Below are 19,618 nucleotides of genomic sequence, written 5' to 3' on the forward strand. Positions count from 1 at the left end.
AAGTGTGCCACAGGATTGTTGGGGAATCTGTAGTGGAACTAAAAGTTTTCGAAATCAAAGAGATGCAGAAAAAGACAATGGCGCTGTTACCAAAGACACCATGCAGACTCGCTACCGTTGGCTACACACGCCGGGTATTCGCGCCACATTGCGGGGCGCATGACACAAAACAATGCGCGTGACACCTGTCAACTCTGACAGTAGGCCTGCGGAGCGCGCTGGATTACCGTTTAGCGAAACAGCGACAACTGAAAAGGAGATTCTCATGAGCGCGAATATCCCTCTCGCCACGTTGCCCCCCACCTACCGCAAAGCCCTGAAAACCTGGCGTCCGGTGATCCTGTATTTCGCCAACGAGCACTGCCCCGCCTGCGAGTGGGCCGGTCCGATTTTTCGCCAGACTGCCGAGCCATACCGGCATCGCGCCAATATCTACATGCTCAATACCAGCGAATCTCCGCGCCATCCGCTGGTCACGGGGACGCCCACCGTGCTGTTTTACAAGAACGGCAGGCTGGTGAAAAAACTCAAAGGCATCGGCACTGAAGAAAGCCTCGCGCGGGATTTCGCCGAGCATGTCGGCAAGACCAAAGTCAAAGTGCCCACTGCGCCCCGCAAACGAACACATGATCTGCTTTGGCTGCGTCAGACACTTCGCACTTTGTGCACCGTTGCACGTGCGCGCCTGCGGAGTCACCCCTGAAGTTCTTAACTTCGATCCATTTGACGATACCACGTGATTTCCAACGACGTTTCTGCGTTGTCCGTCAGATATTTCTCGCACTCGGGTGGGAACAGGAAGGATCGCTACACTTTTCATCAGTGAATACTGCGGTGCCTGAATCCAAGCATTCGCGAGCAGGCTCGCTCCCACATTTGCAACGCATTCCAATGTAGGAGCGAGCCTGCTCGCGAAGAGGACAGTACAGTCGCCAGAGAACTCAAGTATTACGCGGCGGCGCGCACCAACAACACCCGCGTCACCCGCCGTTCCTCAACGGCTTTGACCGTCATGTGCCAGCCTTCAAGTTCCAGACGATCACCGATCACCGGCAATCGATCCAGCAAGCTCATCACCAACCCGGCCATGGTCTGATAGTCCTCGGTCGGCTGCGCACCAAACCCGGTGCGTTGACGCACACGCGCAAGGTTCAACGCACCACTGACGATAAACCCGCCCTGCTCCTCAACCACATCCGGGCCTTCGATTTCGCTGGCGTCCGGCAATTCCCCGGCAATCGACTCGAGAATGTCAGTCATGGTCAACACCCCGACGAAATCACCGAATTCATTGACCACGAAGGCAATATGCGTCGAAGCGGCGCGCATCTGCTCCAGCGCATTGAGGATCGAATAGCTGTCGAGCAAATTGATGGTCTTGCGCGCCAGATGTTCCAGATTCGGCTCGGTGCCGGCCAGATACTCCTTGAGCAGTTCCTTCTTGTGCACGAAGCCCAAGGGCTCATCCACCGCACCGTTGCGAATCAACGGCAGACGCGAATAGGACGAGTGCATCAAGCGGGTACGAATCGCCTCGCGGTCATCGGCCAGATCAATCGTGTCGACATCGGCGCGCACGGTCATCAGCCCGCGAATCGGCCGCTCGGCCAGTTGCAGCACGCCGCTGATCATCACCCGCTCGCGACGGTCGAACAGTTCGGCACTTGGCGCGTCACCGTCGTCGAGCAGGTCGGAGATTTCCTCGCCGACTTCTTCCGCCGCCAGTTTGCGCCCGCCCAGCAAGCGCATGACCGCGTGAGCAGTACGTTCGCGTATCGGTCGCAGGCCTTGCATCGAACGTTTGCGGCGAGCCCGGGCGATCTGGTTGAACACTTCGATCAGAATCGAGAAACCGATGGCGGCGTACAGATAACCTTTCGGAATGTGGAAGCCCAGACCTTCGGCCGTCAGGGCAAAACCGATCATCATCAAGAAGCCCAGACACAGCATGATCACCGTCGGGTGCGCGTTGACGAAGCGCGTCAGCGGTTTGCTGGCGACAATCATCAAGCCAATCGAGATGATCACCGCGATCATCATCACCGCCAGTTCATCGACCATGCCCACGGCGGTAATCACCGCGTCCAGCGAGAACACTGCGTCGAGCACCACAATCTGCGCGACGATCGGCCAGAACAAGGCATAAGCGGCGTTGGTCGTGCGTTCACCGATGTGGCCTTCAAGGCGCTCGTGCAATTCCATCGTCGCCTTGAACAGCAGGAACACACCACCAAACAGCATGATCAGGTCACGGCCGGAGAAGCTCTTGTCGAACACCTCGAACAACGGCTGCGTGAGGGTCACCAGCCAGGAAATACTCGCCAACAGACCAAGGCGCATGATCAGCGCCAGCGACAGGCCGATAATCCGCGCACGGTCACGCTGATGCGGTGGCAGTTTGTCCGCCAGAATTGCGATGAACACCAGGTTGTCGATACCCAGCACCAGTTCCAGCACGATCAAAGTCAACAAGCCTAACCAGGCCGTGGGATCCGCTAACCATTCCATAAAACGTCTCTATCTCTCTCGGTGAATTCAGGCTGCCGGACACGGCAAAGCGCAACGCGAAGGCTCTGGGGCCGCGTTATCTACGATAGTCGGGTGTCGGAAAACCGGATGCTGCGAGTGCGTCAAGACCGCGCCATGGCGCGAGGGGAAGCGGTAACTGGGAGGCTCCGAGAGGGTGTTCATGCGAATCCTGAATGAAAAATGGCCTTGGAGCGTACAGGCTTTGGGAACATTTCCTACAGCGGCAAATCATTTCAAAATCTGTACAGTCTGGAGAGATGTGTTGATTGTGCTGGCCTCATCGCGAGCAGGCTCACTCCTACAGGGGCGTATTGCAACTTCGTGTCAACGGCCGGCGAAGCGCAATCGCGAGAGCTGGCGCAAATCCCCTTCGAGGTAGTAATCATTGGTCCAACTATCGTCCGGCGCCAATGGACTCACCTGTTTCAACGCCAGTTTCTTCGCGAAATAACGAAAACGGTAATGCTCGTAGAACCGCAGCAGTTCCAGACCATAGCGATCGGCCAGATCGGTGTCGCCGCGAATGATCAGGTAATTTTCATCGTTGCCATTGCTGGCCGAAGCACTGAGGTTGTGGCTGCCGCTGATGATCGTCGGCGAGTCGCTGGTGAAATCGGTGACCACCGCTTTGGTGTGCACCAGCAGGTTGCCTTTCTGACCTTTCATGTTCTCGCGCAACCAGCCTTCGAGCCCGGTGTTGAGCAACGCAGTGGCGGCGAATTCGGCGCTGCGGTCGGCATGGAAGCCGGTGATGCGACTGGCAGTGTTTTGCAGGCCATAGCGCAAAATGTCGTCGTGGGGCTGACCCAGCAAGGCATTGAGGACCGCGTCAGGCAGCGAGAACGCGGTGACGAACAGCACGTCCTTTTTCGCCGCACCGATGATCCGCACAAACTCCTGCAGATCAGCCCCACCGGTACGCGGTGAGAACCCGGCGAACAACGGTTGCTGCGGATTCATCGGGTTGTGTTCGGACACCCAGTCACGGGTGGCGCCGAGATCATCCGGCTGCACCCAGATCTGCTCGAACGTCTGCAGATAACTGGCAGCAACCGATTCGTCGTCCAGCACATGCACCACGTTGGCCTGACGATAAACCCCGTTGGCGGTGAAATTGGTGCTGCCACACAGAACCGCTTCAGGCTGCTGCTCCCCACTGACGCCGACGCGGCTGAGGACCATGAATTTGTTGTGAAAGATATTGTGGGTCACTCGCCCGCGCTTGCTCGCGGAAGGCAGTGCCGCCAGGCTCACTTCGTTGATCGTGGTGTCTTCATCATCCGGCCGGGCGTGATACAGCACCCGAACCTGCACACCCCGCGCGAACGCCGCGTTCACCGCATCGATGATCGCCTGTAACTGATACTCGTAAATCGCGATATCAAGCGCCCACTGGTCATCGACCGCACGCTCGATAAACCCGAGCAAGCGTGCGAGCAAGCCGTTTTCCAGCCATTGCCGTGGCGCGTCGGGCCAGGCTTCGATGGGCATGTGCTTGTTGGCGCTGATCAGTGCGTCCAGTTCGGGAAACTTGCGCTGGAAGGCCTGACTGGCGGCGACAGCACGATTGAACATCACGCTTTGATTGCTCGGCTGCCCGTCATCGGAAGTGATCGTCAGTTGCAGCGACTCGCCCAACTGCACGGCGTCCGCAGTGCCGTAGGCCAGATGCACGCGATAATGAAGGGTCATGCCCGGATTGACCGCGTAATCGGCCCAGCGAAATTTCTGCAGTGGTGCGATATCGCTCGGTGTGGCGTGGAACCGGGGGAAGGTTTGAGCCTTGTTCGGGAAGGTCAGGCTGTTGAACAGGAACAACCAGGGTTTGCTGCCCTGCTGCTTTTCGATGGAAAACCCTAGCAGGCCCTTGCGCCGCGGTTCGGCCAGATCCATGGCCAGCAGCACGCCGTTGGTGCCGGCGTAGGCTTTGACGCGGAAATCGTCCGCGGGATTTTTGACCAGTACGCGCATCGCTCACTCCTTGTGATTGGGGCTGGGTGCAGCATAGAGCAGTGATGCGGTTTCTGGCTGATCGGCTCTAGACCGGGTCGATGCAATCGCGAGCAGGCTCACTCCTACATTTGGAATGCGTTCCCCTGTAGGAGTGAGCCTGCTCGCGATGAGGCCCGACCAGTCGCAAAAAAACTCAGAGAGAAATCAGCTCATCGATATGTCGATACTCTGCACTCAATGCTGAAGCCAGATCCCGTGCCCGCCCCAACCGGATCGGCCCGCGCTCGATATCGATCAACAACCCTGGACACGCTAGCGCCGGTAACCCCGACCACTGTTTCAAACGCCCATCGGTCACCACCAGCAAGCGTTGCTGTTCAGCGGGAAAGCGCTTGCGCCGCACCGCCAACCATTGCTCTGCCTGCCCCAGCGCCGCCAGCAACGGGGTGCCGCCACCGGCACCCAAGGCCTCCAGCCAGACGCGCAAGCCGCTCGATGCCTTCAATCCCTGCACCTGCCATTTCGGCGCCGAACCACTGGCCGTCAATAATGCGAGGCGCGCGCGCTGGCGATAGGCGTCATCGAACAGTTGCGCGAGCAGACCTTTGGCATCGCTCAAAGCATGATGACGCCGCGTCGAAGCTGAGGCATCGACGATGACCAGCCACAGTTCATGCGGCGAACGCGTGCGCAGTTGAAAGACCAGATCTTCACGGGTCCGAGGACGCCCGTTGAGCAACGTGCCCGGCCAGTTCACCGTGCCGCTGCGCGCGGTATGGCGCTTGCCCTGGCGTCCGTTGTCCAGCCGTCCGGCGCGGGGTCTGGCATTCGCCCCCGCATCGGATCGGGGGCGAATGCCTAAGGCTTTTTTGGCCAGCTCGGCACTTCGCGGCGAGCGCCGGTGGCCAGCGCGGGCGCCGGCATATCGCCCCACTGGCCCTGCCCTTCACTCGACGAGGCTTGAGTCTCGGCCGGCGCCTGAGCCGGTTGTTGCGGACTCGACGGCGCTTGCTCACGGCGACGATGGCGCAGGGCAAACTCGGCGACGGCGTCGATGTCCTCTTCGCCAATCTCCTCAGCCCCGCGCCATGCCGCGTGGGCACGCGCCGCGCGCAACCAGACCAGGTCGGCACGCAAACCATCGACTCCGGCGGCGAAACAACGCTCAGTGATCTGCGCGAGTGCGGCATCGTCCAGCGCAATATTGGCCAAGCCGCCGCGAGCGTGTTCGCAACGCGCGCGCAGGTTTTGTTGTTCGGTTTCCCACTGCGCGCAGAACGCTTGCGGGTCGCTGTCGAAATCCAGACGCCGACGGATGATCTGCCCGCGCTCGGTCGGTGCGGTGTGACCACTGAGGGCGACGTTCAAGCCAAAGCGGTCGAGCAACTGCGGACGCAACTCGCCCTCTTCCGGGTTCATGGTGCCGATCAACACGAACTTCGCCGAATGCCGATGGGAGATACCGTCACGCTCGATCAGGTTGGTGCCGCTGGCGGCAACGTCGAGCAGCAGATCCACCAAATGATCGGGCAGCAGGTTGACTTCATCGACGTAGAGCACGCCGCCGTCAGCCTTGGCCAGTACGCCTGGCGAAAACTGCGCGCGGCCCTCGCTGAGGGCGGCGTCGAGGTCGAGGGTGCCGACCAGACGTTCTTCGGTAGCGCCCAGTGGCAAGGTGACGAACTGGCCGCTGGCGAGCAGATCCGCCAGGCCACGGGCCAGGGTGGATTTGGCCATGCCGCGCGGGCCTTCGATCAGCACGCCACCGATTTTCGGGTCGATGGCGGTGAGGCACAGGGCGAGTTTCAGGTCATCGGCGCCGACCACGGCGGAGAGCGGGAAATGTGGGATGTCGGTCATTTGGGTTTTCTCTGTCGTGGTCATTGGTGTTCTTGGCGTTGTGGTGTGTCAGTTGGGATGGCCCTCACCCTAGCCCTCTCCCAGAGGGAGAGGGAACTGACCGAGGTGTTGTTTCGAGATACGCCGACCTGAATTATCGAGTTGACTTCCATTCTGAACAGCACACAAATCGGCTCCCTTTCCCCCTCGCCCCCGGGGGAGAGGGCTGGGGTGAGGCGTTATTTCAAGGTACGCCGACCTGAATTATCGAGTTGACTTCCATTCTGAGCAGCACACAAATCGGCTCCCTTTCCCCCTCGCCCCCTTGGGGGAGAGGGCTGGGGTGAGGGGGTGACTTTCCTGAGGACGCTACATATCTTCCTCAATATCCAGCAGCAGATTCTCCAACGCCTCTTTATAAGCCCCCGGCTCCTGCCACATCCCCCGCTGCTGCGCCTCCAGCATCCGCTCGGTCATATCCCGTAGCGCGTGCGGATTATGCTCACGAACAAACTCCCGGGTTGCCGGATCGAGCAAATAAGCCTCTGCCAACAAAGCGTACTGGTGGTCATCAATCAACTGCGTGGTGGCATCAAACGCAAACAGGTTATCAACCGTCGCCGCCATTTCGAACGCGCCTTTATAGCCGTGGCGCTTGACCCCGTCGATCCACTTTGGATTGGCCGCCCGCGAGCGGATCACCCGGTTCAGCTCTTCTTTCAGCGTGCGAATCTTCGGCAGATCCGGTTGGCTGTGATCGCCGTGATAACTGGCCGCCGCCTCGCCACGCAGGGTTTCCACAGCAGCAAGCATGCCGCCCTGGAATTGGTAGTAGTCGTTGGAATCAAGCAAGTCGTGCTCGCGATTGTCCTGATTCTGCAGCACCGCTTGCACCTGACTCAGGCGCTGGACGAACTGTTCGCGCGCGGCAGTGCCCTCATCGGAGCCGCCATAGGCGTAGGCGCCCCAGTTCAGATAGACCTCGGCAAGGTCTTCGCGGCTTTGCCACAAACGCCCATCGATCGCCCCTTGCACACCTGCGCCGTAAGCGCCGGGTTTGGCACCGAAAATGCGCCAACCGGCCTGGCGCCGCGCGCTGTCCTCATCCAGACCCGACTGCAACAACGCCTCGCGTTCGGCCCGAACTTTCGCCGCCAGCGGATTGAGATCATCCGGCTCGTCCAGCGCTGCCACTGCTTGCACCGCCGCGTCGAACAGGCGGATCAAATTGGCAAACGCATCGCGGAAAAATCCGGAAACTCGCAGCGTGACATCGACGCGCGGGCGGTCGAGCAGGCTCAGCGGCAGAATCTCGAAATCATCGACACGCTGACTGCCAGTGGCCCACACCGGCCGCACGCCCATCAACGCCATCGCCTGAGCGATGTCGTCACCGCCGGTGCGCATGGTTGCGGTGCCCCAGACCGATAAACCGAGCTGGCGCAGGTGATCGCCGTGGTCTTGCAGGTGTCGCTCAAGAATCAACGTCGCTGACTGGAAACCGATGCGCCACGCGGTGGTGGTCGGCAGGTTGCGTACGTCGACCGAGTAGAAATTGCGGCCGGTCGGTAACACGTCGAGGCGACCACGGCTGGGCGCGCCGCTCGGGCCGGCGGGGACGAAGCGACCACTGAGGGCGTCGAGCAGGCCGCGCATTTCGGCGGGGCCGCAAGCGTCCAGGCGTGGGGCGACGACTTCGCGCAGATTCTCGATGATTGCGCCGACTTCAGCCCAACGCGGTCCTTGTAGGAGTGAGCCTGCTCGCGATGGCGGTGTATCAGGCAAATCTGTATCGAATGACACTCCGCTATCGCGAGCAGGCTCACTCCTACAAGGGGATTGCAGCGTCTGGAAAATCAGTTCAGTGGCGAACAGTTCGAGGCGTTCGCGGGTGTCGCCGGCAGTGCGCCAGACTTCGTCGCTTTGCGATTGCAGCTCTGTCGGGCGTGGGCCTGTCCATGGGTCGGCCAACGCGCAGTCGAGTGGATCGAAACCGAGTTCGAACGCTTTGGCGAGTGCTCGCAATAGGCTTGATTGCGCGCCTTTGCCGTCGCCTCGTGGAATACGCAGAAGCGCCAACAACGTGTCAATACGCAAACGACCGGTCGGCGACTCGCCAAAAATGTGCAGCCCGTCGCGAATCTGCGATTCCTTCAAATCACACAAATACGTATCGAGACGCGGCAACCAGATCGCCGCATCGGAATCACTGTCCAGAGCGGCATCGAGTTGCAGTTCGCGGTCGATCTGCGTTTCGCGCACCAGTTGCAGAATGTCGCGCTGCAACTCACGGGCGCGGCGTGGATCGAGCAGTTGCGCTTCGTAATACTCGTCGGCCAGCAGCTCCAGATTGCGCAGCGGGCCGTAGGTTTCGGCACGGGTCAGCGGTGGCATCAGGTGGTCGATGATTACCGCTTGGGTGCGTCGTTTGGCCTGCGCGCCCTCACCCGGGTCGTTGACGATAAACGGGTAGATATTCGGCAGCGGCCCGAGCAGTGCATCCGGCCAGCAGTTCTCCGAAAGCCCGACGCCTTTGCCCGGCAGCCATTCGAGGTTGCCGTGCTTGCCGACGTGAATCACGCCGTGCGCGCCGTAGGTGTTGCGCAACCAGAAATAGAACGCCAGATAAGCGTGCGGCGGGACCAGATCCGGGTCGTGATAGACCGCACTCGGATCGACCAGATAACCGCGTGCAGGCTGGATGCCGACGAAGGTCAGGCCGAAGCGAATGCCGGCGATCATCATGCGCCCGTCGCGGCACATCGGATCGTTTTCTGGCGTACCCCAGCGTTCTATCACGGCGCTGCGATTGGCCTCAGGCAGCGCGTTGAACATCGTCAGGTAAGCGTCCATCGCCAGGCTTTGCTGGCACGGGCGCAGATCAATCGTGTCGAGATCGTTGCTGACGCCACCGAGCAATTGCTGGATCAACTCGGTGCCGCTGAACGGCAGTTCGGCCGTGATCGGATAGCCCTCGGCTTGCAATGCCCGCAGGATGTTCAGCGCCGCCGCCGGGGTGTCGAGACCGACGCCGTTACCAATGCGCCCATCGCGAGTCGGGTAGTTGGCGAGAATCAACGCGATGCGTTTTTCGCCATTCGACACCCGCGCCAGATCGATCCAGCGCCTTGCCAGTTCAGCGACAAAATCCATGCGCTCGGGTTGCGCGCGATAGCAGACCACATCGGACTGACTGCGCTCGCTGCGCCAGGCCAGATCCTTGAAGCTGATCGGTCGGCTGATGATGCGCCCGTCGAGTTCCGGCAAGGCAATGTGCATGGCCAGATCACGTGGGCCGAGGCCCTGCTCGCTGTCGCGCCAACCGGGCTCGTTGTCTTGCGCGCAAATCGCTTGAATCACCGGAATATTGCGGCGAAACGGCCGCAAGTGCGGCGCTTCCGGGCTGGACTGGGCGAACCCGGTGGTGTTAAGAATCACCCCCGCCTCCACTTCGTCCAGCCAATCCTCGACCACCGTCAGGCAGCCGGGCTCTTTCAGACTGGCCACGGCGATCGGCAGCGGATTCAGCCCTGCCGCCTGCAAGCGCTGGCAGAAAACATCGATGAACGCGGTGTTCGCCGCTTGCAAATGCGAGCGGTAAAACAACACCGCCGCGACCGGGTTCTCGGGCAGCCATTCGGCTTGCCAGTCACTCAATGCGGCGGTGGTTTTTTGTGGATGGTAAATCGCCGTGCGCGGCAGGGTTTGCGGTTCGTCCCAAGCGTAATCACGGGCGAGCCAACGGTTGGCCAGGCAGCGGAAGAAATCCAGCGCATTGCCAAGACCGCCCTGACGCAAGAACTGCCAGAGCCGGTCGCGATCCTCGGCGTTGACGGTGCTCAAGTCGCTGAGCTCCGGATCGGGACGGTCATCGCCCGGTACCAGAATCACCTGCACACCACGCTCGGACAACTCGATCAGACGCTCGACACCGTAACGCCAATAGGCGATGCCGCCGTGCAGCGAGATCAGGATCACCTTGGCGTGGCGCAGCACTTCGTCGACGTACAGATCGACCGAAGCGTGATTCTGCACCTGCATCGGATTGGCCAGACGCAGGCTCGGGTAATCTTCCGGCAACTGCTGCGCCGCTTCGGCGAGCAGCGCCAGGCTGGAGTCGCCGCTGCACAGGATCACCAGCTCGGCGGGGGTTTGGCCAAGGTCGGCAATGTTGTCATCCGAGACGAAACCGCCGGGCTGTGTCCTGAGCAGGTGCATGGCTTAAACGCTGAGCGCAGCGCGCAGTTGCGCTTCGAGTTGGGCGGCGTCGAGTTGCTGGCCGATCAATACCAGACGGGTAACGCGCGCTTCATCGGCGCCCCACTGACGGTCGAAATGCTTGTCGAAACGCGTGCCCACGCCCTGGATCAACAGGCGCATCGGCTTGTTTGGAATGGCGGCGAAACCTTTGACACGGAGGATGCCGTGCTTGACCACCAGTTGCGTCAGCGCGTCGAGCAGCAGGCTTTCGTCGGCTTGCGGCAGTTCGATGGAGATTGAATCGAAAGCGTCGTGATCGTGGTCATCGTGATCGTCATCGCCTTCACCATGGTGGTGATCGTGATGACTGTGACGGCTGTCGATGTGTTCTTCGGAACCGGCGCCGAGGCCGATCAGCACATCCAGCGGCAGACGGCCGTTGCTGGCTTCGATGATTTTCACCGCCGGTGGCAGCTCTTCGGCGACTTCAGCGCGCACGCGAGCGAGATCTTCCGGGCTGGTCTGGTCGGCCTTGTTGAGGATGACGAGGTCGGCGCTGGCCAGTTGGTCGGCGAACAGTTCGTGCAGCGGCGATTCGTGATCGAGGTTCGGGTCGAGTTTGCGCTGCGCATCGACTTGATCCGGGAATGCGGCGAAGGTGCCAGCGGCCACGGCCGGGCTGTCGACCACGGTGATCACTGCGTCAACGGTGCAGGCGCTGCGGATTTCCGGCCACTGGAAGGCTTGCACCAGCGGTTTTGGCAGGGCCAGGCCCGAGGTTTCGATGAGGATGTGGTCGAGATCGCCGCGACGGGCGACCAGTTCGCGCATCACCGGGAAGAATTCTTCCTGAACGGTGCAGCACAGGCAGCCGTTGGCCAGTTCGTAAACGCGGCCGGTGGCTTCTTCTTCGGTGCAGCCGATGGTGCATTGCTTGAGGATTTCACCGTCGATGCCCAACTCGCCGAACTCGTTGACAATCACCGCGATGCGCCGGCCCTGCGCGTTGTCGAGCATGTGCCGCAGCAATGTGGTTTTGCCCGAGCCGAGGAAGCCGGTGACGATGGTGACGGGGAGTTTGGCCAGTGTTTTCATCGGTATGCCCTTTGGCAAGCGGCGGGCATACGGGACGAGAACCGGCAACGCGCGTGCGCGCCGGAAGCGTTCGCCACCGGATCACCCCGCCCGGTTGTAGTGAGAAACTGTGACGAGGCAGGTCTCCTGGCTGACGGTGTTCAGGCGCTGGGCCTGGCGTTGGCTGCGCCTTCCCGCTGGCTCATCGATTGAGCTGGCAGTGGCGTGGCAGCGAACATCACCGTTCACAGTTGCGGGGGCAGCCGCGGCATTGACCGCGTTCCCTTCTTAGCTTCGGCGTGGGCCGAAGAACCTCGAAGGCGCAAGGCTACGCATGGTGTGGTTTTGGGTCAATGTTTGGATTGGGGGTATATCCGTTGCTGCGGGTGCGGCCGCTGACGGTTTCGCTCTTACAGCGAGTCACCTTTTCCAAACGCCGAAAAGGTAACCCAAAAGGCTTTGCCCCGGCGTACGGCACTTCGCTGAGGCTCAGTGTTCCCTCGCTACGGTGTCCATCCGGGGGCATCGCCTACGGTTTGCTTCGCTGCACCTCCTCTCGATGTATGCGGCTACGCCGCACGGCGCTGCGCGCCTACCCCCGGATGAACACCTTCGCTCGGCCTGCCGAAGGGGCAAAAAAGCCAGATCAAAAGCCAGATCAAGAGCCAAAGCCAGATCAAGAGCCCCTCACCCTAGCCCTCTCCCGGAGGGAGAGGGGACTGACCGAGTGGTTTGGGAGATGTACGCCGACGTGCGATACCGCGTCGAACGCGCATTTTGAAAAGCCCAAAAATCGGCTCCCTCTCCCTCGGGAGAGGGCTGGGGTGAGGGGCAGCAACAACGCAAATCAACAGCCGAACACCCGCGCTCTTCACCACTCAATAGGCCGAGTGGCAGCTCGCCTGCTTTTGATCTTGGAGCCCATCGGCAGGCTGAGTGGAGGGATTGATCCGGGGGTGGGAGCGCAGCGACCGTTTGGCGCAGCCAAACACAGCGAGAGGAGGTGCAGCGAAGCAAACCGGAGACGCTGCGCCCGGATCGATCCCGGAGCGAAGGAACCCCGAGCTTTAGCGAGCGGGCCGAACGTCAGGGCGAAGACCTTTTGGTTACTTTTGGGGCGTTTGCCAAAAGTGACCCGCCGTAAGGGCGGAACCGTAATCAGCCACACCCGCAGCAACGGATATACACCCACAAAATTGACTAAAATCCCCAACCCATGCTCTCCTACACAACTTGTTACGGGTGCCCTTCACAGGGTGAAACGGGAAACCGGTGAATCATGTGCTTTACTCAAGCCCATGTCAGTCCGGTGCTGCCCCCGCAACGGTAAGCGAGCGAAGCGTCAAAACCACTGTGTCAGCAAGGCATGGGAAGGTGACGCTTGCAGGTCGGCCTGACGCCAACCCCTCGTGAGCCCGGAGACCGGCCCGCAACACACAGCCCGCACCTTGTGCGTCGCTGAACATAACAAACCCGCGGTGGGCGGGCGCTGTTCGAACCTCTGCGAGCCCGACCCGCAGGGGTTTTCATGCGCTCGATTCACCCACTGACATTCCAGAGGGAAGCGCCATGTCGATCATCAGCAGCACCGGCAGCAACACGGACAAAATTTCCAGCACCGCCACCCTGAGTCAACGCCTGAGCGCCGCGATCTTTGCGTCGATCCTCGGCGCCAGCCTGGTCTACTTCGCCGGTTTCTCGCACATCGAAGCGGTGCACAACGCCGCCCACGATACCCGCCACAGCGCCGCGTTCCCGTGCCACTGAGACCTGCCGACATGATCAAGCGTATTGCGCAAACCGCAGGTTTCACCGGTCTGCTGGCCGCCCTGCTCCTCACCCTGCTGCAAAGCTTCTGGGTCTCGCCGCTGATTCTTCAGGCAGAGACCTTCGAAAAAGCCGAACCCGTGGCTGAAGTTCACGAACACGCCGCCGGCGCCGCTGCGCACACCCACGATGCCGAGGCCTGGGAGCCGGAAAACGGCTGGCAGCGCGTAGTCTCGACCACTGGCGGTAATCTGGTCGTAGCCGTCGGTTTCGCCCTGATGCTCGCCGGCCTCTACACCCTGCGCGCACCGACCAAAACCTCGCAAGGCCTGCTCTGGGGCCTGGCCGGTTACGCCACTTTCGTCCTCGCGCCGACCCTGGGCCTGCCGCCTGAGTTGCCGGGCACAGCCGCTGCGGATCTGGCCTCGCGTCAGATGTGGTGGATCGGCACGGCCGCTTCGACTGCGGTCGGGCTGTCGTTGATCGCGTTCAGCCGTCACTGGCTGATGAAGATCCTCGGCGTGGCGATTCTTGCCGTACCGCACGTGATCGGCGCACCGCAGCCGCAAGTGCATTCGATGCTCGCTCCCGAGGCATTGGAAGCCCAGTTCAAAATCGCTTCGCAGTTGACCAACGTAGCGTTCTGGCTGGCCCTGGGCCTGATCAGCGCCTGGTTGTTCCGCCGCAAAAGCGCTGGCCAATACCACGCATGACCCATGACCGCGCAGCGCCGACCTTCGTGGTCGGTCTGGGCTGCCAGCGCGGCTGCCCTGCCAGCACGCTGCGCGCGTTACTCGACCAAGCCCTACAGGCACATCGCATTGAACTTCAAACGGTCAAGGCATTGGCCAGCATCGACCTGAAGCGCGACGAGCCAGGCCTGCAAGAACTTGCCGCTCAGTTGGCTTTGCCCTTGCTGTACTTCAGCAGTGAGGAACTGGCCAGTTATCAGCAACGACTCAGCCACCATTCGCAAATCGCCTACGAACGAACCGGCTGCTATGGCGTTGCCGAAAGCGCTGCGCTGGCCCTCGCCGAACAGTTGATTCAGGCTCCGGCAAAACTGCTGATTTCCCGGCAAAAATACGCTCAGGCAACGTTGGCATTGGCCGGCGCGGCGTAAAATCCCGATAATCCCCGCCATTGATCATGAGCGTTGTTCATCTGCAACGCGGTCGTGCCCTTTTTTACTCAGGATTCAACGATGACCGTCTACTTCATCGGCGCCGGCCCCGGCGACCCGGAATTGATCACTGTCAAAGGCCAGCGGCTGATCCGCAGTTGCCCGGTGATTATCTACGCAGGCTCGTTGGTGCCGGCGGCAGTGCTCGACGGCCATCAAGCCGAAACGGTGGTCAACAGCGCTGAATTGCATCTGGAACAGATCATCGAACTGATCAAAACCGCGCATGCCAAGGGCCACGATGTGGCGCGGGTGCATTCCGGTGATCCGAGCCTGTATGGCGCGATTGGTGAGCAGATTCGTTATCTGCGTGAGTTGAATATCCCGTTCGAAATCATCCCGGGAGTGACGGCAACGGCAGCCTGTGCCGCGTTGCTCGGAGCGGAACTGACCCTGCCGGATGTTTCACAAAGTGTGATTCTGACCCGCTATGCCGATAAAACCGCCATGCCGGCAGGCGAAGAACTCGGCAGTCTGGCGCAGCACGGCGCGACCATGGCGATTCATCTGGGGGTCAATCATCTGGAGAAGATTCTGGCGGAACTGCTGCCGCATTACGGCGCCGACTGCCCGATTGCGGTGATTCACCGGGCGACGTGGCCGGATCAGGACTGGGTGGTCGGGACGCTGGCAGATATTGCTGAAAAGGTTGAGGCCAAGGGGTTTCGGCGTACGGCGTTGATTCTGGTGGGTCGCGTTTTGGGCAGTGAGGTGTTTAGCGAATCATCGTTGTATCGCGCCGGGCATGCTCACCTCTATCGCCCATGAAGGCCCCTTCGCGAGCAGGCTCGCTCCCACATTTGGAATGCGATCAAATGTGGGAGCGAGCCTGCTCGCGAATGCATTCCTGAATGTCACCCATAAAAAAACGGCGCTCACGGGGCGCCGTTTTTCATGTCCGCAGCGAACACCTTAGTAGTAGGCGTTTTCTTTCTGCGTGTGGTCGGTCACGTCGCGAACGCCCTTCAGTTCAGGGATGCGCTCGAGCAAGGTGCGCTCAATGCCTTCCTTCAGGGTTACGTCCGCCTGGCCGCAGCCCTGGCAACCGCCTCCGAACTGCAGAACGGCGATGCCGTCTTCAACCACATCGATCAGGCTGACCTGACCGCCGTGGCTGGCCAGCCCCGGGTTGATTTCGGTTTGCAGGTAGTAGTTGATGCGCTCGTTGACCGGGCTTTCGGCGTTGACCATCGGCACTTTGGCGTTTGGCGCCTTGATGGTCAGCTGGCCGCCCATGCGGTCGGTGGCGTAGTCGACCACGGCGTCATCGAGAAACGCTTCGCTGAAGTGATCGATATACGCGGTGAAGCTTTTCAGCCCCAGCGCGGTGTCTTCAGGTTTTTCTTCGCCCGGCTTGCAGTAGGCAATGCAGGTTTCGGCGTACTGGGTGCCAGGCTGGGTGATGAAGACGCGGATGCCAATGCCCGGGGTGTTCTGCTTGGAGAGCAGATCAGCCAGGTAATCGTGGGCGGCGTCGGTAATGGTAATAGCGGTCATGGAAACTCCTCGCAGGCTTGGGCGCAGTTTACGCCAATCGTTGCGCCGGACAAAGTCCTAGTATTTTTGTCGGGAAAGATTCTCGTCGGGCTCGTCGTCGATTCGCGCCTTGAGCCAGCGATAGCTGCGTTTTTCCACCCATTCGTAGCTCAACCAGGAGCCGACGCCGATGGCCAGCGCACACACGACAAACATCAAATACGGATTGATGCCGTAGCGCCGGGCCAGATAACCGCCTGCCGACAGCACCAGAACGTGCATCAGATACACCGAATACGAGCAATCGCCGAGGAGCTTGAGGACGCGACTGCGCTCGACATAACGCTCAAGTGAGATACACGCCATCACCAGCACCGCACTCGGTACGCCCCAGTTGAGCAACCTCGGCGCCGGTGCCAAATGATAAATCGCCAGCAACGCCACGACGATGGTGGCCAGTGGCAGCCACAGTCCCGCACCGATCCAGCCCCGGCGATAGAGCATGCCGATGCCGATCCCCAGCAGAAACTCATAGACGATGTCCGAACGGTAAAACTCGCTGATCCAGCCAAACCCGGTCCACGCCTGACTCACTGCAAACAGCAACGCCGCGACTACCAGCAGGCGCACCTGCAGGCGGAACAGCAACGCCCAGGCAAACAGCACGTAAAACAGGATTTCGTAATTTAGCGTCCAGCCAACATTCAGCGTCGGATAGATACCGTAGCCGCCGGGGTTCTCAGTCGGAATGAACAGCAACGACAGCAGCAGATGCCCCCAGTCCACAGACTGATCCGGCAGCAACGGCTGGGCGAACACCACGAGTAGCGCCATCAGCAGTGTGTACAGCCAATACGCCGGGACGATGCGAAACAGCCGATAAAGCAGAAACCGCGCGGGCGGCAGTGGTTTGTTTTCGGTCGAGAGGAAAATCACCAGGCCGCTGATGACGAAGAATATATCCACGCCCACTGCGCCTTTGTCGATGAACAATTGCCCGATCGGCCCGTGTGCCTTGAAGTCGAAGAAAATCTGCATGAAGTGATGGCAGACCACCGTCCACGCGGCAAGCGCACGCAGGGCTTGCACTGAAATCAACATCTGCCGCTCCCGTCCACAATTCCTGAAACCACCGCAGATCCCTTGTAGGAGTGAGCCTGCTCGCGATGGCGGCGGCACATTCAACATCTCCAGTGCCTGATTTTCCGCTATCGCGAGCAGGCTCACTCCTACAGGGGTTTTGCGGTGTCACTTGAAGTTGGGACAGCAGCCTCGCCTGAAACGATCAAAGATTCTCGTAGCGGTTCATGTCCAGCACACCCTCTTCCACCGGGTCGGTTTCGTGGATGTACTGACTCAAATCGTGGAAATAGAACCAGAATTGCGGATGGCTGCGACGGATCCCCCAACGTTCGACGATTTTCTCGAAGCGATTGGCATCCTTGGCGTTTTCCATTGCATCGACAAACGCCGGCACCTGATCGGCCGGGACATTAAAGATGAAGTTCGGATAACTGCTGAGCACGCCCGGGTAAATGGTCAGCGTGTCCAGCCCCGGTTGATAGCGCAGCGACTCGCCCAGCAGGAACGCCACGTTGCTGTGCGCGCGGTTGCGCAACAGGCTGTACACCTCGCGTTTGCCACTGGCGGTTTCAACACGCAGCAGGGTCGCTTCCGGGAGCTGATCAATCACCTTCAAACCGGCCGCCGGACGCGAAGTCAGGCGGCTCAATGCCTGTTCGGCATTTTGCAGCGCCGGGTCAATATTCGGCCGTGAGCAGTAAGCGCCATCGCAGCGATTGATCGGGTCCGGCCGCGCATTGAGATCGCCGTAACGCGCCAGTAATTGCATGGCGAAGTCGTGTTTCGGGTCTTTCTCGTCGAGTTTCAGCGCAGTCGGTTTGTCGTCGTCAATCGCCTCGTAATCGAGCCACATCTTGAACTGGCCGCTGCTCTGGTACCAATCGTCGAGGTAGTCCTCGCGGGAATCGGCGGGCATCAGGCGCAGGAAGTTTTGCTCGGCGCCGTTACGGATCAGATCGAAATACAGGCGGGTTTGCGCCTGATGGGAGACGTTGCCGAACACATCGAAGTTGACCGCCAACTGGTAATAGGTGCGCTCCAGCAGCGGATAATCGAACAGCCACATTGTCTGCGGCACCTCGCCGATCAGGCCTTTGGTCACCGAAGCGCTGTCGAAGTGGCGGAAAATGCTCAGCAAGGCGTTATCGTTGCCGGCCCACAAGGTCGACCAGCTCGGCGCGGGCACATCGGCGTAGCTGTCGCGGCGCAAGGCCTCGTACTCGTTACGTTTGTTGCGATAGTTGTGCCACAGACTCAACACACTGCCGACATCGTCGTTCTGCCCGGGCATGGCCAATAGCGGCGTAGCCTGGCCGCGATAGTTCGGGTCGGTGATATAGAGGTCGTGTTCCGGTGCCTGGAACAGTGCCCAGAAGTTGTCGCGGATCACGTCGGTCGCAATCTGTCCACGGCACACCGGGCCGCGAATAAACGTGCGGACGAAGTATTCGGCGTTGTCGAGCATGAACTGATAACGCGCCTGCGCCGGAATCGCTTCGAACGTCGCGAAGGGATTGGCACGGCTCTGCGGGCCGTAACCCGGCAAGGCATTGACCTGCCAGTTGCCGCTGTAAAACAGGCTTTTCACCCGCGCCATCTTCGCCGCGCTCAGCGAATAGGTGATGTGGGTTTTGTGCACGATCACACCCTGCACCGGCCACAAGCGGTAATACACCTGAGTGCCCGGATCGTCGTTGGGGCGACGGGTGGCGATCAGGTCGATCGGCTGACCGGTGGGCGTGCGCGAACGTACCCACTGGAAGTAATGCCCCGGCTCGCCATCCTTGAAGTAGATGTGCGCGAGGTACCAGTGCTCGTACAACCAGCGGCCGACCAGACTCTGCCGCGCGCCAGGCATGTTCAGCAGGTTTTCCCACTGGACGATTTGCAGCGCCTCTTTGGCGCTCGGTGCCAGGCCTTGCTCGTCAATCGGCGCGCCAGACGCCAGCCAGCGCTGCAATGTCTGATATTGCTGGTCGGTCAACCCGGTCACCGCCAGCGGCATGCCTTCTTTCGGATGAGCGCCGGCGTAGCCCTCGAACTCGGCGGGCAGCGCGCACATGTTCTCGCGATTCAGGCCCAACACGATGTCTTCCGGAAGTTTGGCGTTCGGTGTCAGCGGCGTCTTGTGCCCCAATTCGAGCATGCGCGCCATCAATGCCGCTTGGCTGCCTTGGGCGTCGAGCACCGAATAAAAGTCTTTCTGCTGCCAGGCGCGTTTACCGAAGGCGTCGTAAAACAGTCGGGTGGTCGGTGCCGCTTGTGTACGTTCGCCATCGTAGACCGGCATCTTGCTCGCACCACGGGCCGCGCCCTCACCGCTGCCAAGGTTCAACTGGCAGGCCGAATCGTAGCAGGCATGGCAGGCCACGCACTTCTCGGTGAAGATCGGCTGAATGTCACGGCTGTATGAGATCGTGGGCTCTTGCGCCACGGCGCCCCAGCTTAAAAACAGCAAAACAATGCTGATGACGCGGTACGACATGCCCTTGATCCCGATCGTGAAAAAAACGC

Annotated in this window: 14 protein-coding genes and 2 riboswitches; of the genes, 5 read left to right on the plus strand and 9 right to left on the minus strand. The window is 60.5% G+C overall.

Features of this window, described 5'->3' with window-relative positions:
• The first annotated feature begins 265 nt into the window (after positions 1 to 265).
• Positions 266 to 703, plus strand: a complete 438-nt coding sequence (locus ACOYXJ_RS25710) for a thioredoxin family protein (RefSeq protein ID WP_460372286.1) — start codon at positions 266 to 268, stop codon at positions 701 to 703.
• A 245-nt stretch (positions 704 to 948) separates the two neighbouring features.
• Here the strand turns inward: ACOYXJ_RS25710 and ACOYXJ_RS25715 are convergent, their stop codons facing one another.
• The 6 genes from ACOYXJ_RS25715 to cobW form a co-directional block, all read right to left on the minus strand.
• On the minus strand, positions 949 to 2,508 hold the full coding sequence (locus tag ACOYXJ_RS25715) for a TerC family protein (RefSeq protein WP_460372288.1): 1,560 nt from the start codon (positions 2,506 to 2,508) through the stop codon (positions 949 to 951).
• A gap of 345 nt (positions 2,509 to 2,853) precedes the next feature.
• The gene (locus ACOYXJ_RS25720; protein WP_460372289.1) at positions 2,854 to 4,500 is read right to left on the minus strand and encodes a phospholipase D-like domain-containing protein; all 1,647 of its coding nucleotides are present in this window, start codon (positions 4,498 to 4,500) and stop codon (positions 2,854 to 2,856) included.
• Positions 4,501 to 4,675: 175 nt separating this feature from the next.
• Positions 4,676 to 5,416, minus strand: a complete 741-nt coding sequence (locus tag ACOYXJ_RS25725) for a vWA domain-containing protein (RefSeq protein WP_460372291.1) — start codon at positions 5,414 to 5,416, stop codon at positions 4,676 to 4,678.
• Positions 5,341 to 6,342 (minus strand): ATP-binding protein, encoded by a 1,002-nt coding sequence (locus tag ACOYXJ_RS25730; RefSeq protein WP_460372292.1) that lies wholly within the window; start codon positions 6,340 to 6,342, stop codon positions 5,341 to 5,343. Before ACOYXJ_RS25730 ends, ACOYXJ_RS25725 begins: the two co-directional genes overlap by 76 nt.
• A 348-nt stretch (positions 6,343 to 6,690) precedes the next feature.
• Positions 6,691 to 10,539, minus strand: coding sequence for a cobaltochelatase subunit CobN (gene cobN / locus ACOYXJ_RS25735; protein ID WP_460372294.1), 3,849 nt, complete (start codon positions 10,537 to 10,539; stop codon positions 6,691 to 6,693).
• A 3-nt stretch (positions 10,540 to 10,542) separates the two neighbouring features.
• Positions 10,543 to 11,616 carry a cobalamin biosynthesis protein CobW gene (gene cobW, locus ACOYXJ_RS25740; protein WP_105708975.1) on the minus strand — a complete coding sequence of 358 codons (1,074 nt, stop codon included), beginning with the start codon at positions 11,614 to 11,616 and terminating at the stop codon, positions 10,543 to 10,545.
• Positions 11,617 to 11,715: 99 nt separating this feature from the next.
• A riboswitch (cobalamin riboswitch) is annotated at positions 11,716 to 11,927 on the minus strand.
• Positions 11,928 to 12,818: 891 nt separating this feature from the next.
• Positions 12,819 to 13,040: riboswitch (cobalamin riboswitch) on the plus strand.
• Positions 13,041 to 13,164: 124 nt separating this feature from the next.
• On the opposite strand from cobW, the gene ACOYXJ_RS25745 reads away from it, so the two are divergent.
• From ACOYXJ_RS25745 to cobM, 4 genes are all read left to right on the plus strand, one after another.
• Positions 13,165 to 13,362, plus strand: a complete 198-nt coding sequence (locus ACOYXJ_RS25745) for a CbtB domain-containing protein (RefSeq protein ID WP_034152302.1) — start codon at positions 13,165 to 13,167, stop codon at positions 13,360 to 13,362.
• An 11-nt stretch (positions 13,363 to 13,373) separates the two neighbouring features.
• Positions 13,374 to 14,075 (plus strand): CbtA family protein, encoded by a 702-nt coding sequence (locus ACOYXJ_RS25750; protein WP_460372296.1) that lies wholly within the window; start codon positions 13,374 to 13,376, stop codon positions 14,073 to 14,075.
• Positions 14,072 to 14,485, plus strand: a complete 414-nt coding sequence (locus tag ACOYXJ_RS25755) for a cobalamin biosynthesis protein (protein WP_460372298.1) — start codon at positions 14,072 to 14,074, stop codon at positions 14,483 to 14,485. The genes ACOYXJ_RS25750 and ACOYXJ_RS25755 overlap by 4 nt, the downstream gene beginning before the upstream one ends.
• Positions 14,486 to 14,566: 81 nt before the next feature.
• A complete protein-coding gene (gene cobM / locus ACOYXJ_RS25760) occupies positions 14,567 to 15,313 on the plus strand; it encodes a precorrin-4 C(11)-methyltransferase (protein ID WP_150793472.1) in 747 nt (248 codons plus the stop codon).
• Between the two features lie 144 nt (positions 15,314 to 15,457).
• Here the strand turns inward: cobM and nfuA are convergent, their stop codons facing one another.
• The 3 genes from nfuA to ACOYXJ_RS25775 form a co-directional block, all read right to left on the minus strand.
• Positions 15,458 to 16,042, minus strand: a complete 585-nt coding sequence (nfuA, locus tag ACOYXJ_RS25765) for a Fe-S biogenesis protein NfuA (protein ID WP_460372300.1) — start codon at positions 16,040 to 16,042, stop codon at positions 15,458 to 15,460.
• A 57-nt stretch (positions 16,043 to 16,099) separates the two neighbouring features.
• Positions 16,100 to 17,122 carry an acyltransferase family protein gene (locus tag ACOYXJ_RS25770; RefSeq protein ID WP_150793473.1) on the minus strand — a complete coding sequence of 341 codons (1,023 nt, stop codon included), beginning with the start codon at positions 17,120 to 17,122 and terminating at the stop codon, positions 16,100 to 16,102.
• A 184-nt stretch (positions 17,123 to 17,306) separates the two neighbouring features.
• The gene (locus ACOYXJ_RS25775; RefSeq protein ID WP_460372302.1) at positions 17,307 to 19,589 is read right to left on the minus strand and encodes a fatty acid cis/trans isomerase; all 2,283 of its coding nucleotides are present in this window, start codon (positions 19,587 to 19,589) and stop codon (positions 17,307 to 17,309) included.
• Positions 19,590 to 19,618 lie beyond the last annotated feature (29 nt).

It is taken from the genome of Pseudomonas sp. Tul2A7, assembly GCF_054790505.1.

Bases quoted from the DNA above. Each gene is read 5' to 3' on its own strand.
- ACOYXJ_RS25750 (WP_460372296.1), top strand. From the start codon at position 13,374: ATGATCAAGCGTATTGCGCAAACCGCAGGTTTCACCGGTCTGCTGGCC.
- ACOYXJ_RS25745 (WP_034152302.1), top strand. From the start codon at position 13,165: ATGTCGATCATCAGCAGCACCGGCAGCAACACGGACAAAATTTCCAGC.
- ACOYXJ_RS25730 (WP_460372292.1), bottom strand. From the start codon at position 6,342: ATGACCGACATCCCACATTTCCCGCTCTCCGCCGTGGTCGGCGCCGAT.
- ACOYXJ_RS25775 (WP_460372302.1), bottom strand. From the start codon at position 19,589: ATGTCGTACCGCGTCATCAGCATTGTTTTGCTGTTTTTAAGCTGGGGC.
- cobN (WP_460372294.1), bottom strand. From the start codon at position 10,539: ATGCACCTGCTCAGGACACAGCCCGGCGGTTTCGTCTCGGATGACAAC.
- cobM (WP_150793472.1), top strand. From the start codon at position 14,567: ATGACCGTCTACTTCATCGGCGCCGGCCCCGGCGACCCGGAATTGATC.
- nfuA (WP_460372300.1), bottom strand. From the start codon at position 16,042: ATGACCGCTATTACCATTACCGACGCCGCCCACGATTACCTGGCTGAT.
- ACOYXJ_RS25755 (WP_460372298.1), top strand. From the start codon at position 14,072: ATGACCCATGACCGCGCAGCGCCGACCTTCGTGGTCGGTCTGGGCTGC.
- ACOYXJ_RS25720 (WP_460372289.1), bottom strand. From the start codon at position 4,500: ATGCGCGTACTGGTCAAAAATCCCGCGGACGATTTCCGCGTCAAAGCC.
- ACOYXJ_RS25770 (WP_150793473.1), bottom strand. From the start codon at position 17,122: ATGTTGATTTCAGTGCAAGCCCTGCGTGCGCTTGCCGCGTGGACGGTG.
- ACOYXJ_RS25710 (WP_460372286.1), top strand. From the start codon at position 266: ATGAGCGCGAATATCCCTCTCGCCACGTTGCCCCCCACCTACCGCAAA.
- cobW (WP_105708975.1), bottom strand. From the start codon at position 11,616: ATGAAAACACTGGCCAAACTCCCCGTCACCATCGTCACCGGCTTCCTC.
- ACOYXJ_RS25715 (WP_460372288.1), bottom strand. From the start codon at position 2,508: ATGGAATGGTTAGCGGATCCCACGGCCTGGTTAGGCTTGTTGACTTTG.